12 protein-coding genes are annotated in these 14,238 nt (G+C 37.8%); 11 read left to right on the forward strand and 1 reads right to left on the reverse strand.

Going from position 1 to position 14,238, the window contains the following annotated elements; all coding sequences use genetic code 11:
• The first annotated feature begins 257 nt into the window (after window positions 1-257).
• The 5 genes from dnaA to THEIN_RS00025 all read left to right on the forward strand — a co-directional run bounded on the left by dnaA (window position 258) and on the right by THEIN_RS00025 (window position 7,290).
• Window positions 258-1,661 (forward strand): chromosomal replication initiator protein DnaA, encoded by a 1,404-nt coding sequence (gene dnaA, locus THEIN_RS00005; protein ID WP_013906634.1) that lies wholly within the window; start codon window positions 258-260, stop codon window positions 1,659-1,661.
• The gene (locus THEIN_RS00010) at window positions 1,552-2,931 is read left to right on the forward strand and encodes an FAD-binding oxidoreductase (protein ID WP_281054739.1); all 1,380 of its coding nucleotides are present in this window, start codon (window positions 1,552-1,554) and stop codon (window positions 2,929-2,931) included. The genes dnaA and THEIN_RS00010 overlap by 110 nt, the downstream gene beginning before the upstream one ends.
• Before the next feature lie 101 nt (window positions 2,932-3,032).
• Window positions 3,033-4,874: a TonB-dependent receptor plug domain-containing protein gene (locus THEIN_RS00015; protein WP_169311133.1), complete on the forward strand. Its 1,842-nt coding sequence runs from the start codon at window positions 3,033-3,035 to the stop codon at window positions 4,872-4,874.
• Window positions 4,868-5,764, forward strand: a complete 897-nt coding sequence (locus THEIN_RS00020; protein WP_013906637.1) for an ABC transporter substrate binding protein — start codon at window positions 4,868-4,870, stop codon at window positions 5,762-5,764. The genes THEIN_RS00015 and THEIN_RS00020 overlap by 7 nt, the downstream gene beginning before the upstream one ends.
• Window positions 5,764-7,290, forward strand: a complete 1,527-nt coding sequence (locus THEIN_RS00025; RefSeq protein WP_013906638.1) for a sensor histidine kinase — start codon at window positions 5,764-5,766, stop codon at window positions 7,288-7,290. Before THEIN_RS00020 ends, THEIN_RS00025 begins: the two co-directional genes overlap by 1 nt.
• Before the next feature lie 168 nt (window positions 7,291-7,458).
• Here the strand turns inward: THEIN_RS00025 and ilvD are convergent, their stop codons facing one another.
• On the reverse strand, window positions 7,459-9,120 hold the full coding sequence (gene ilvD / locus THEIN_RS00030) for a dihydroxy-acid dehydratase (protein ID WP_013906639.1): 1,662 nt from the start codon (window positions 9,118-9,120) through the stop codon (window positions 7,459-7,461).
• Window positions 9,121-9,646: 526 nt separating this feature from the next.
• Here ilvD and THEIN_RS00035 point away from each other — a divergent pair.
• The 6 genes from THEIN_RS00035 to THEIN_RS00060 are packed head-to-tail and all read left to right on the forward strand — an operon-like array spanning window position 9,647 to window position 14,233.
• Window positions 9,647-9,871, forward strand: a complete 225-nt coding sequence (locus THEIN_RS00035; RefSeq protein WP_013906640.1) for a NifU family protein — start codon at window positions 9,647-9,649, stop codon at window positions 9,869-9,871.
• A gap of 13 nt (window positions 9,872-9,884) precedes the next feature.
• Window positions 9,885-10,157 carry a DNA-directed RNA polymerase subunit omega gene (gene rpoZ / locus THEIN_RS11415; RefSeq protein WP_013906641.1) on the forward strand — a complete coding sequence of 91 codons (273 nt, stop codon included), beginning with the start codon at window positions 9,885-9,887 and terminating at the stop codon, window positions 10,155-10,157.
• Window positions 10,154-11,260, forward strand: a complete 1,107-nt coding sequence (gene dnaJ / locus THEIN_RS00045; RefSeq protein ID WP_013906642.1) for a molecular chaperone DnaJ — start codon at window positions 10,154-10,156, stop codon at window positions 11,258-11,260. The genes rpoZ and dnaJ overlap by 4 nt, the downstream gene beginning before the upstream one ends.
• The gene (gene moaC, locus THEIN_RS00050) at window positions 11,257-11,733 is read left to right on the forward strand and encodes a cyclic pyranopterin monophosphate synthase MoaC (RefSeq protein WP_013906643.1); all 477 of its coding nucleotides are present in this window, start codon (window positions 11,257-11,259) and stop codon (window positions 11,731-11,733) included. The genes dnaJ and moaC overlap by 4 nt, the downstream gene beginning before the upstream one ends.
• Before the next feature lie 11 nt (window positions 11,734-11,744).
• A complete protein-coding gene (gene dksA / locus THEIN_RS00055; RefSeq protein ID WP_013906644.1) occupies window positions 11,745-12,107 on the forward strand; it encodes an RNA polymerase-binding protein DksA in 363 nt (120 codons plus the stop codon).
• The gene (locus tag THEIN_RS00060; protein WP_013906645.1) at window positions 12,107-14,233 is read left to right on the forward strand and encodes a glycoside hydrolase family 57 protein; all 2,127 of its coding nucleotides are present in this window, start codon (window positions 12,107-12,109) and stop codon (window positions 14,231-14,233) included. Before dksA ends, THEIN_RS00060 begins: the two co-directional genes overlap by 1 nt.
• The last annotated feature ends 5 nt before the right edge of the window (window positions 14,234-14,238 follow it).

A 14,238-nucleotide genomic window follows, 5' to 3' on the forward strand; every position in this document is an offset into this window, starting at 1 on the left:
AATTTCTCGAGATAAGTATTTTGTTCAAAAGCTATTTAGTTGCAAACAAACTACACTAAAACCGAAATTTTTAAAAAACTTCTCAAAAATAATGATAGTTTATCTTTCATTATCCATAAAACCTAACTCTTTTTTTTAGCGCAAAATTTTATAACGATTTTTTATATTTGATATTTGACTTTATTTTGCCTAAATGGATTTTGACCTCTTGGAGATGTCTGGTTAAGTTTTGTGGCATTCTTCAAGGGGGGTTGTTCATGGAAAAATTATGGGGAAGCATACTGGAAATTTTACGTGAACTGCTTCCTGAAGCCAGTTTTAAGGTATGGATCAAGCCCCTTAAATATTTGGGGTTAAAAGGAAACAAGATCTTAATTGCCTGTCCCAATCAATTCAGTTTAGAATGGATTAAAGAAAATTATTTGCCCCTTTTCGAAGAAGCCCTTAAAAAACAAAGGCTTTCTCTTGAATTTGAATTCAAAGTAGTAGAAGAAAATTCTAATAACTCGGTAATCCAAGGAGAGTTACCCTACGACCCTACCCGTCTTTTAGGAAGAAAGTTATCAGGGCGTTTTACTTTCGAAGAATTTGTAGTGGGAGAATGCAACCGTCTGGCCTATGCTACTTGCTGGGCTCTTGCTAATAAAAATCCTAAAAGTTCTATTATTTATCTTTGCGCTGGAACAGGTCTTGGCAAAAGTCATTTAAGCCAGGCAATTGGAAATTATCTTCTAAAAAATCCTGGAAAGGGTGGTAAGATTTGCTACCTTACCGCCCAAGATTTTACTGCTCATCTAGTTAGAGCTTTACGACAGGACCGTTTAGACGAGTTTAAAGAAAAGCTCCGCAAAGGCCTAGAGATTCTCATGCTGGAAGAAGTACACCATTTTGCTGGGAAAGATTTTACCCAACAAGAACTAGCCTTAACTTTAGACTATCTTTATGATGCTGGGAAAATAGTGGTTTTTACGGCCAATCGTCCACCTCAAGAAATAGAACGCATCGATGACAGCTTGCGCAGCCGTTTTCAAGCAGGGGCTATTGTCCGCATAAATCCTCCTGATTATCAGACAAGGATAAATATCATCAGACGCAAAGCCGAAAAACAAGGTATCAAACTCAATGAAGAAGTTATAGACTATCTTGCCCAAAATTTACGAGGCGATATTCGCCAGATAGAAAGTGCTATCGTAGGGCTGGTAGCCCGTTCAAGTCTCCTTCAGGAACCCATAACCCTTTCTCTGGCTCAAGAACTGGTCCAAGAAATAACTCCTCAGATCCCTTCCCTCACTAAGGACTTTATAATTGACCTTGTATGCCGTTATTTCAAAGTAAGCAAAGAAGACCTGACTTCCAAAAAAAGACAGCGCAAGATCACGTTTTCGCGCCAGGTAGCCATGTATCTGTGTCGTCGTTTTACCGATGAAAGTCTGCAATCCATAGGGAAGTTATTTAATAAAGACCACGCCACAGTGGTTTACGCCATCAAAAACATAAACAAAAAATTGAGCCTCCCTGGCCCAACTAAATATCAAATTGAGTACCTTTGCCGTGAAATTGAAGAATACTTACAACCCACTAAGCTCATCAATAAGGAAGAAATTACGGCAGATACTGGGCAAGCGGTTTCTGGAAACCCAAGAAGACTTAAGAGCCTATAGTGTTGATGCTTCTCCTCATAGCTTTCTTCCAGAAGCCGTAGCCTTGCCCGAGAGTGCCGAAGAAATAGCCCAAATTCTACGCCTGGCCCAGAAAGAAAAATTTCCTGTTATACCTAGGGGAGCAGGCACTTCCACTACTGGAGCCACTCTCGCGGTAAAAGGGGGGCTAGTCATTTCACTTTTGCGCCTTAACCGCATTCTCGAAATTAATCGAGAAGACCTGGTCGCCGTAGTAGAGCCAGGTGTTTTTACCGGAGACTTTAAACGAGCAGTAGAAGAGGTAGGGCTCTTTTACCCGCCAGACCCGGCCAGTTATGAGTTTTCAACTATTGGTGGAAACGTAGCTTGCGGTGCAGGAGGCCCCAAAGGCCTTAAATACGGTACCACTAAAGACTATGTGTTAGGCCTTGAGGTGGTAACCGCTAGAGGAGAAATAATCTTTTGTGGCCGACGGACTATGAAGGGTGTGGTTGGATATGACCTGGTACACCTTTTTACCGGCTCTGAGGGAACCCTCGGAGTTATAACCAAGCTTATACTCAAATTAATCCCTAAACCTCCCTGCCAAGCTACTTTGGCCCTGTGGCTGGAAGACACTGAAAAAGCAGCTAAGGCCTTTCTGGAAATATTAAAGGCGAAACTTTTTCCCGCTACCGCTGAACTTTTAGATGATACTACCTTATTGGCCGTGAAAAGATTTCTTGAAAAAGAAATTCTCCGGGCGCAAGCCCTTCTTTTGCTAGAGTTTGACGGGGCTAAAAAACAAGTAGAAGAAGATCTACTACAAGCGCAAAAAATTTTAAAAAACTTTGGACTAAAACTTGAAGTGGCCACATCTAAGCAAGAAAGAGAAAAACTCTGGCGAGCGCGCCGTTTAATCTCCCCTGCCCTAAAAAAAATAGCGCCAGGTAAACTGGCTGACGATGTAGTCCTTCCCAGGAGTAAAGTACCTGAATTTTTAAGTTTTGCTAAAAATACAGGGGAAAAATATGGTCTTACAGTAGCTTGTTTTGGCCATCTAGGTGACGGCAATATCCATGTAAACATACTTTTTGAAAAAAATGACGAAATTAAAGCCCAAAAAGTACGTGTGGAAATATTAAATAAAGTACTTGATCTTTGTGGGACCATCTCCGGTGAACACGGAATAGGCCTTACCAAAAAAGGTTTTTTACCCAAAGAACTTTCACCGGAGGTGCTTTCTCTAATGAAGGGAATCAAGCAGGTTTTTGATCCGCATAATATTTTGAATCCAGAGAAGATTTTTTAGTTTTACAGCCGAGGGAAAATACTATATAAAAACCAGAAACTGTTGAGGGAAACTTAGCCGTGCCGATATTGAGAACGCTGATATTAATATTTTTATTTTTATTGGCCTCAGGGAAGGTTTTCGCTCAAGAACTAGTCTTTGATGAAGAAACTTTTAAAAAAATAGCTTCTGTAATTAGACACGAAACTATATTCTCTAAAGAGCCAGGCACTTTATCTACCTTAACTGCTCAGGACCTTGAAATACTAAATCCACAGGATCTCACCTGGGTATTACGTTATCTCCCAGGAGTACTGCTAAATTATACTTCTCCTAGTTACGCCAATATAATGTTTAGGGGGGCTACTGGTGTTTTCCCTCCCATTCAGGTATTGCTTGATGGAAGGCCTTACACCATTGAAGCCATAGGCATAACGGTCTGGCCTTTTTTACTGATCGATCCCTCAGAAATAGAACGCATAGAGCTTATCAGCACACCAGCTTCAGTCTATTTTGGCTCAAACGCCCTCACTGGGGCCATAAATATTGTAACTAAACCCCCTGAAGATATACATAAAAATTCCATACAGACCTCTTTAGGAACCCAATCTTACTTTAAAACCGCAGGAATATTTAAGAAATATATAAAGCCCTGGCATGTATATGCTTTTGTTGGCCAAGAAAAAGTAGATGACTTTCATTCCTCAAATCTTTCTATGAGAAGATGTATGGCAAGAACTTCTCTTTCTCGAATCACAAGATTGGGAACGCTTAGATTTGACATTGGTTTTTATAGCGGTGAATTAAAAAATCTTTATATATTGAGAAATCTTTCAGAAAGTTTTGGTCTTTTTGATTTTGGTATAGATACTGATGATGTTCATCATTGGGGAGCGCGCCTTGCTTTAGAAGGCCCAACTTACTTTATAAGATTTTCAAATTATCAGGCCGATGGGGAATTGGTAATAACAAATACTTTGAATCAACCCATAAAATATAAACAGAAAGACTATTTATTAGAAGCTGAGAAATATTTATACTTTTACAAACAACGCTTAACAATAGGCTTTAACCTTCAGCAGGTAAATACAGACACTGATTTTATAAAAGATAGTGATGAAACAAGGTTTGCCCTTTTTGCCGAAGATTTAATAAAACTAAATAAAAAGATAGATTTAAATTTAGGAGCTAGAATTAATTATCATCCTTTAACAAATTTTTATTTTTCACCTAGAGCATCCTTTGTTTTTAGTCTTAGACCAAATATAAAATTACGTTATACCTATACCAGAAGCTTCGGAAATCCAATTCTATACTATACAAGTATAAACCTTAAAAACTATCCCATAAAAATTCCTAATTATCCAATAGACTTCAAACTTACTATTGAGCCTACTAAAAAACCAGAATATATTAAACAAGATGCCCATGAGGTAAGCCTATTAATCAAAAAGAAAAAGCATAGCTTATTGCTTTCTATGTTTAACTATTATATAAAAGACTACCCATATCAAAAAATTGAACAAATTAATCAGATAACTGGAACAATCAATGTTAGTTCAGGATACCTCAAAAGAAAAATAAAAGGTTTTAGCATCGAATACCAATATCATATATTTAACAATTTTAGCCTTAGAACAAACTACGAATATACTGATGTGAAAAATTTGACTACTAATAGAAAAGAAAAAATATTTCCAAGACATTTAATCTCAGGCTTAATTCTCTATAAAAGAAAAAAATTTAGCGGTTTTATTGGAGTAAATTATATTAGCAAAAGAGAAGACTCAAACGTAAAAATAGGAGATATTTTTTATTTAGATACAGGAATAAATTTTAAATTAAGTAAAAAATTTTCAGTAAGTATACAGGGCCTTAATATTTTAAATTGTCAAGAAAAAAACGACATCTTTGGTAAAGAATTAGAAAGACGTCTATTTTTAAACCTAAAATATCAATGGTAAAAAAAAGACAATTAATCATAACAATTATAGCAATAATAATTTTTCTATCAAAAAATACTCACGCTGATATAATAATTATTTCATCATCTAAAATATACTATAAACAGGCAATCGAACTCTTTTTAAAAGAATTAGAGGCAAAAAAAATAGAAACCTCTAAAGTAGAGATAGTATACGATAATTTTAAAAACTTTTATATTAAAGATGATAGCTTTATAATCTCCTTGGGTGGCGATCTTACCAAAAAAATATTGAGAAAAAACTATAAAAAAATATTCTTTTTTATGACTGCTGATGCAGATTTATATGATTTAAGTTTAAAGATTAATAACAGCAAATCTGATAAAAAAATTTCTGGAATTTTTTATTTACCAGAGATAAAAAAAAGACTAGAAGTTTTAAAAGAAATTTTCAACAGCAATATCATTATTTCTATCCTTCATAGCAAATCATCTTTATTTTATGCCAAAAAGATAAAAAGTGAAGCAGACAAATTAGGAATTAAAGTAATATTAATTGAAGCAAACAAAGAAAATTTTACAACTAAAATAGAAGAAGCTTTTAGTAAAGGTAATATATTCTGGATGATTCCTGATGAGTCTATTTATAATCAAACTACTATAAAGTTAATACTGATATCAGCTGTTAAAAAAGGTATCCCTGTTATAAGCTTTTCTCCTGTTTTTATAGATATTGGTGCATTTATGAGCTATCAAATAGACATAAATGATTATATAAAAGAAGCTGCAGAAACATTTCTAAAATGTTACCAAAAAGATATTTGTGAAATAAAATTTACTAAAAACTTTAAAATAATAATCAATAAAAACTTAGCAAAATTTTGGAATATTAAAATAAAACTAAAATCCAACTTCTTTATCTTAAAATAATGGTTAAAACTAATAGTTTATATTTTAGATTTACAGGACTTACTTTCCTAGCCATTTTTTTTACAGCTATCTTAATAATTTTTAGTTACATATATATAAACAAGAGAAATTTCTGGGAAAATCAAACATCTATATTACAAGAAATTGCTAACTCCTTAAAAGAAAGTATAAAATATTATTTACCTCTAGATAGAAAAAATGAAATAAAAAATTTATTTAAAAGTTATATCGATATTGCTAATATTGAAAACATTGTTCTAATAAAATGCAACAACAAAAAAATACTAATATCTGCCAAAAAAATAAATAATCCAGAAGATATTTTATTTTGTAAAAAAAATAAAATTATTAAACACGAAGATCATTTCCATTATAAAATTAGCTTCAAAATCAAAATTCCCCAAAAAAACTATTTAGAAGACATAATATTCAAAAGAAGTAGTAACAATATAAAAGAAGAAAAATATTGTCTTTGCTTTATTCTTTCTAGCCAAAAAATATTCTCACAGCTATGGAAACCCATAATTACCTCAATAATCATCGCTATTATTATAACATGCATATTGACAATAATTTCTATTTTTACTGTTAACAAAATCAGTGCCCCACTAAAAAAGGTAACAGAACAGATAAATGCCATATCTAGAGGAAATATTGAAGAAATAGAACCAGAACTCCTTGAAAGCGAAATAGAAGAAATCAAAGAGTTAGCAAACGCTTTCAATAAAATGGTAGAAGCGCTAAAAAACAAAGAAATAGAAGTAAGAAAGGAAATAGAAGGTTACATAAATGAACTAGAAAAGAAAAATAATGAACTTAAAAAAGCCCTCAAATCTTTAAAAGAAAGCCAAGAACAATTAATACAAACAGAAAAATTGGCAGGACTTGGCTTCATATCTGCTGGTATTGCTCACGAAATTAACAATCCATTACAAGTTATAAATGGATATTGTGAAATTATTTTAGCGAAAGAAACTGATCAAAATAAAATAAAAAATCTCAAAAGAATTCAAGAAAGCGTTAATAGAATAAAGAAAATTACTGAATCATTAGGAGAATATACCAGAAAAGAAAATAACTTCAAAAAAGTCAACCTGCGAGAAGTTGTCGACAAAGCTATAGAAACAGTAAAATTCTCTGAAAAGATAAAGAATATAGCTTTTGATATAAACGTTGACCCAAACATCAAGATTATTGGCAAACCAACAGAACTACAACAGGTCTTTATCAACTTATTTTTAAACTCGGTTCAGGCTATGGAAGGCGAAGGAAAAATTTGTGTAGAAGCTAAGAACAGTAAAAAAGAAAAGCTTGTATATATTTACGTTAAAGATACTGGTCCAGGAATACCTTCCGAACATCGCAAATATATTTTTGATCCGTTTTTTACCACTAAAAGCCCCGGGGAAGGAACAGGGCTTGGCCTTAACATTGTTTACCGAATTATAATGAAGCATAAAGGCTTTATTCGAGTCCTAGATAATGACCCCGGAGCTACTTTTGAAATTATATTAAAGACCGTTTAATTAAGTTCTTTGCAAAGGCTCAGAAATATAGGTTGAGATCGCTTCGGCTATAGTGACTCGCGACCGAGATTGCTTCGCTTTGCTCGCAATGACAGTGTAAGAAGGTAGCAAACGTAGTTCCTACGCATGTAGCGAAGCAATATCTTTTAAAAACTTTAGCAAAGGTCTCTAATCGTCTAATAAAATAGCACCTTTAGCTGCGGATGTTACTAATTTGGCATACTTGCCCAAAACTCCTTTTACCTTCTTCTGTTTTATTTTTAGATTTTTTCTTCGTTTTTCTAGTTCTCCTTCGCTTACCTTTAGAACTAAACGGCGATTGGGAATATCTATCTCGATAATATCCCCTTCTTCGACTAGGGCAATAGGCCCACCTTCAGCTGCCTCAGGAGAAATATGCCCCACACAAGCACCTCGTGTTCCTCCACTAAAGCGGCCATCAGTTAAAAGGGCTACCGAACGCCCTAATCCCATTCCCATAATAGCAGAGGTGGGAGAAAGCATTTCTCTCATTCCAGGTCCACCTTTAGGGCCTTCATATCGGATAACCACAACATCGCCTTCTTTTATTTTGCCGGCTAAAATGGCTTCATAGGCCTCCTCTTCAGATTCAAATACTCGAGCAGGACCTTCGTGGTGAAGCATCTCCGGGACCACTGCGCTTGTTTTAACCACAGAGCCTTCAGGAGCAAGGTTACCCCAAAGTATAGCGATAGCTCCCTCTGGACGATAAGGGCTATCAATCGGCCTTATTACCTCCTGATCCAAGACCTTAGCTGTTTTTAAATTCTCGCCTACACTTTTACCGGTAACGGTTTTTGGTTTTTTCTTTATAAGATTGGCCTTACTTAGCTCCAGCATTACTCCAAGAACTCCTCCGGCTTCATGAAGGTCCGTAACGCTGTGGGGACCACTAGGAATAAGAGAACACAAACAAGGTACTTGACGTGAAATCTTATCAAAGATTTTAAGGGAAAGATCAATCCCGCCTTCGTGGGCAATAGCAGGCAAATGTAACACGGTATTGGTAGAACATCCCATAGCCATAATAAGAGCAATGGCATTTTTAAAGGCATCTAACGTGGCTATTTTTCGGGGAGTTAGTTTTTTCTTCAATAGATTCATAACCTGCATTCCTGACTGCTTGGCCAATCTTATCCGGGCTGAACTAACAGCAGGTATGGTACCATTACCAGGCAAAGCCAAACCCAAAGCTTCTGTCAAACAATTCATTGAATTGGCGGTAAACATACCCGCGCAAGAACCACACGTAGGACAGGCTTCATCTTCTATTTCTCGTAATTCGTCACTAGTTATTTCTCCTTTTTTATAGCGACCAATAGCTTCAAAAACCGTAACTAAGTTTATCTCTTTTCCTCTATGTCTCCCTGTAAGCATAGGCCCACCAGAGACAAAAATAGCAGGGAGGTCCAAACGCATAGCAGCCATTAACATGCCGGGAACTATTTTGTCGCAATTAGGGACGAAAACTAAAGCATCACAGGCATGGGCTTTAGCCATTATTTCTACAGAATCAGCTATATTATCACGGGAAACAAGGGAATATTTCATACCTTCATGATTCATGGCGATACCGTCACAGACAGCTATCACCCCAAATTCCATAGGGGTTCCTCCCGCCATACGAACTCCGGCCTTAATAGCCTCTACAATCGGACGCAAATGGACATGCCCAGGGACTATTTCATTAAAAGAATTCACTATACCGACTATAGGACGAGCAAGTTCATCATCAGTGTAACCAGAAGCTTTTAAAAGAGAACGGTGAGGTGCTCTTTCCAAACCCTTCTTTATGGCATCACTCCGCATAGTGCCCTCCTCTTTGGGAATTATTTTTTTGTTTACTACAAAAACAAACTTTTGCAAAAGAGACCTTTGCAAAACATCTTATTTAAGAGACTGTTTAGCCCTTAGGGGCTCGCAGTAACTAAATGGCTAAGGGCTGATGGTAGATGGCTGGTGGTAAATAACTCTCACTTCTATTTATGAGAAGGCCCGTATTGCCGACGAAGTGGCCCAACCGGGTCATTACGAGGAGGCCCAAAGGACCGACGAAGTAATCTAAGAGACTGCTTCACCTGTCCCGAGCGCTAGCGAAGGGATCTCTGTCACCAGGCGCCAGCAGCCGAAGCAACGCTCTCGCGAGGCGACGTAGTCGTTGTGGCGATTAATCTATATTTTTTGAATTTTGCAAAGGTCTCAAAAATAAGATTATTGGTTTACGAAAAAACCTAATACTTTGAGCAAAACTCTCGATAATATTGATAAATATTCGCCTCTTGGCATGAGTTACTTTTGAAATTAAAATGCCTTCAAACTCAAAGGAGGTTTCTCTATGAGGGAAGAAGTAGAAAAAGCCCTTCAGAAAGTGCGTCCTATGCTTCAGGCAGACGGCGGAGATGTTGAGCTAGTAGAAGTAACTGAAGATGGCATTGTAAAGTTGCGTCTTCAAGGTGCCTGTAAAGGCTGCCCTATGTCTACTTACACTTTAAAAATGGGAATCGAACGCTTTCTTAAAAAAGAAGTCCCTGAAGTTAAAGCCGTAGAAGAAGTTTCTTAGGAGGATTATTTATATGGCCAGAGTCACAGTAGAAGATTGCTTACGCCAGGAACCCAGACGTTTTCGCTTAATACACCTGACTATCAGAAGGGTAAAACAGCTTCGTAAGGGAGCTAAGCCTTTAATAGAGTGCAACAATAAGGAAATTGTTTGTGCTCTTAGGGAAATAGCTGCTGGTAAAGTAAACTGGGAAAACATCGATCAATTAGAAAAAGAAACGGAAGAACTCTCACTAGGAGAATTCCTAGACCTTGCAAAATTAGCTGAAGAAAAAGCCAAGTCGTGAGAGAAAAAGACTATTACCAAATTTTAGGTGTATCGCGTAACGCCTCGCAAGAAGAGATAAAGAAGGCGTATCGTCGTCTTGCACGCCAGTATCATCCTGACCTTCACCCTGGAGACAAAGAAGCAGAGGAACGTTTTAAAGAAATCTCCGAAGCTTACGAAGTTCTTTCTGACCCGGAAAAACGGGCTATATACGACGCACGGGGCTGGCGTGGTCTTCATGAAAGGGGCTATGAAGGCTTCACTGATGTTGACGACATTTTTAGCACTTTTTCTGACCTCTTTGAAGAATTTTTCGGCATAAGGTTTGGCGGAGGCCCAAGCAGAGAACGCCGTCCAAGAAGAGGGGCTGATCTCTCTTATGAAGTTACGGTTACCCTTGAAGATGTCTATTTTGGTCGAGAAATCCCTATAGAAATTGAACGCTATGAAAATTGTAGCGCCTGTCAGGGCACAGGCCTTGCACCTGGCGCTACTCCCCAATATTGTCCCACCTGTAAAGGGAAAGGCTATGTTGTTCACTCTGAAGGTTTCTTTAGGCTCTCTACCACCTGCCCTACGTGTCACGGAGCAGGCACTTTAATTACTGATCCTTGCCCAGCCTGTAAAGGCAAAGGGCGGATGCGTAAAAAGAAAAAGCTTTCGGTAAAAATTCCTCCTGGGATAGAAGACGGGTCTATTATAAAGGTAACAGGAGAAGGGGAAGCTGGCCTTATGGGCGGCCCCCCTGGTGACCTCTATTTAAAAGTTCGCATCCTTCCACACGAAATATTTGAAAGAAAAGGAAAAGACCTTTATCTGGAAGTGCCTATATCGGTAATAGACGCTATCCTTGGAACTGAAATCGAAGTCCCTACCATGGAAGAAGAGGTCAAGGTAAAAGTTCCTCCTGGTATCCAGCCTAATGAAAGCCTGGCCATAGAAGATAAAGGGCTTCTTGACTGGCGCACTAAAAAAAGAGGAAATCTTATTTTAAACTTCAAAGTAGAAATACCTAAAGACCTTACTCCCAGACAGATTGAGCTTCTTAAAGAATTTCAAGAAATTGAAAAAGAAAAACGAGGAAATATTTTTAAGAGACTCTGGAAAGCAGTTAAAAAATGAGCAAATTTACCCATTTAACAGAAGATGGACAGGCCCAGATGGTAGATGTTTCTCAAAAGGTACCTACTGCCCGAGAAGCTGTAGCTAGAGGGAAAATAGTCCTTGGAGAAAAAGTCTTTCAAGCAGTAGTTGATAAAAACATCCCTAAGGGAGATCTCTTTGCCACCGCCAGGATTGCAGGTATTCTTGCCGCTAAAAAAACAGCAGACCTTATCCCCCTTTGCCACCCTTTACCGCTAACCAAAGTCGAAGTTGACTTTTCTCTTTCCCCAGAAGATAAGAGTCTCTCTATAGAGGCTCGCGCCAAAACTGTAGCCCAAACAGGTGTTGAGATGGAAGCCCTAACCGCCGTAAGTGTAGCTGCTCTTACCATATATGACATGTGTAAAGGCATAGATAAAGGCATGCGCATTACGGATATCCGGCTAGTCAAAAAAACCGGGGGTAAAAGCGGCACTTTAATACTGGAATAAGAGGAGGATTTATGGATCCTGAAAAACTTGAATATTTTCGGAAGTTACTCCTGGAAAAACGGGAAAGACTTATTAGAGAAGCCCTTAAGACCGTTGGCGAACTGGTAGAAAACCCCGAAAGGCTTCCTGACCCTACAGACCAGGCCACTTTTGAAAGTGACAAAGGATTTGAACTAAGAATACGAGATAGAGAACGCAAACTGATAAAAAAGATAGATAAAGCCTTAAAACGAATCGAAGAGGGAACTTATGGTATCTGTGAGGCATGTGGTGAAGACATTGATGAAAAAAGGCTAAAAGCCCGTCCTGAAGCCTCTTTATGCATTCATTGTAAAAGAGAACAAGAAAGACTTGAAAAGCTGCGCGGTGATTGATGCTTTATATAGCCTTTTTATGGCACATGCATCAGCCCTTCTATCTTGACTGGGAGAAGGGCTCGCTTGCTCTTCCCTGGGTAAGGCTACATGCTGTAAAAGCCTATTTTGACCTACCCTACTTGCTTGCTAAATACCCTCAAGTCAAAAACAATTTTAATTTGGTACCAAGCTTACTTCTTCAATTACGCCATTATGAAGAAGGAAAAACTGATATTTTTCTCGAACTCTCTCGTAAACCCGCGAGCGAATTATCACCTGAAGAAAAAGCCTTTCTTTTGAAATACTTTTTTAGCTGTCATTGGGAAACACATATTTATCCTTTCCCTCGCTATCATGAACTCCTGGCTTTACGCGGTGGAGATCGGCCTCAAGATATAGAAAGGGCCCTTGATGAATTTTCGAACCAGGATTTTCTTGATCTTCAGGTATGGTTTAATCTCACCTGGATTGGCTTTGGACACCGAAGTGAACCTTTGATTAAGGAACTTTTAGCCAAAGAAAGGCTTTTTACCGAAGAAGAAAAAAATTTGCTCCTTGATCTTCACATCGAAGTTATAAAAAAAATAATACCTCTTTATAAAGAACTACAGGAGAAAGGCCAGATAGAAATATCTACCTCTCCTTTTTTTCACCCTATTCTTCCTCTTCTTATCGACTCCGATATGGCCAGACGGAATCTTCCCCACGCTCCCTTACCTCCCCGCTTTAACTATCCAGATGATGCCGCTTTTCAAGTTGAAAAAGCTTTGGAATACCACCAGGAACTATTTGACAAAAAACCAAAAGGACTGTGGCCATCAGAAGGCTCTGTTTGCCCTGAACTTATTCCTATAGTGGCCCAAGCTGGCCTTTCCTGGATGGCTACTGACGAAGAAATATTATACAAAAGCCTTTGGCGCCATGGCCCAGCAGTTCTTATGAAACCTTATTTAGCCACCCATGAGAACTCTCAAATAGCTATGGTATTTCGCCACCACGGCCTATCAGACCGTATCGGCTTTGTTTATCGCACCCTTACCCCTGAAGACGCAGTCTCAGACCTTATTAACACTGCCAAAGGACTGGCTAGAGAAAGTGGACTTGAAAATCCTCTGCTAACCTTGATTTTAGATGGAGAAAACCCCTGGGAATATTATGCCGATGGCGGTGAAGGCTTTTTATCAGCTCTTTTTGAAAAAATAACCAGCGACCCGGAAATAGCCTCTGTCACCATAAGCGAGTATCTTGATAAGTTTCCTCCTCAAGAAGAGATAACCAATCTTTACACTGGCTCCTGGATAAACGCCAACTTTGATATCTGGATAGGCCACGAGGAAGAAAATCAGGCCTGGGAACTTCTTGGCCGTACTAGAAGAGTATTGAATAGCTTAAAAGAAGTCCCTGAAAAAGCCCGTCAGGCGATAATGGCTGCAGAAGGAAGTGATTGGTTCTGGTGGTATGGGGATCATTTTACCAGCCTTTTTGACGCCGAATTTGACCGTTTGTTCAGGGGGCATTTACAAGAAGTATTTAAGGCATTAGGAAAGGAGCCTATTGTTGATCTATTTTATCCAGTAAGAAAACCTAAACCCATTGAACCAGAAGAAATTCCTGTAGCTTTTATAAAACCAGTGATTGATGGCCGGGAAACCTTCTTTTTTGAATGGATTGGAGCCGGCCGTTTTCTCCCTTCTACCGCTGGAGAGGCTATGTATCTTGGTGAAAGTCTTGTTGTTGCCCTATATTTTGGCTTTGATCTTACTAATTTTTATTTAAGGCTTGATTTTAAAGACAAAATATTTGATCATTTACCTGAAGATTTGCAGACTATAGTTACTTTTTCAGGTTCTAAACATAAAACTCAAATTATGTTTAAACCCAAAGCTAAAGACATAACAAAAACTCTTATTCTCGTTAAAGGACCATTTCGTCTTTACGGAAAAGATGTTGGAGAAATCGCTTTAGACCGAATATTAGAATTAGCAGTCTCTTTTGAAAATCTCGGTTTTGTAGTAGGAGAAAAAGTAAATTTCCATTTGGAATTTTTAGAAAATAGTTTAATTCGTGAAAGAATTCCAAGAACAGGGAACCTTTTGTTTACTGTTCCGGACGAAAATTTTGAACAAGAAATGTGGTTAGCCTAAGCTAA

The organism is Thermodesulfatator indicus DSM 15286 (assembly GCF_000217795.1).
In the GTDB taxonomy this organism is placed as follows: domain Bacteria; phylum Desulfobacterota; class Thermodesulfobacteria; order Thermodesulfobacteriales; family Thermodesulfatatoraceae; genus Thermodesulfatator; species Thermodesulfatator indicus.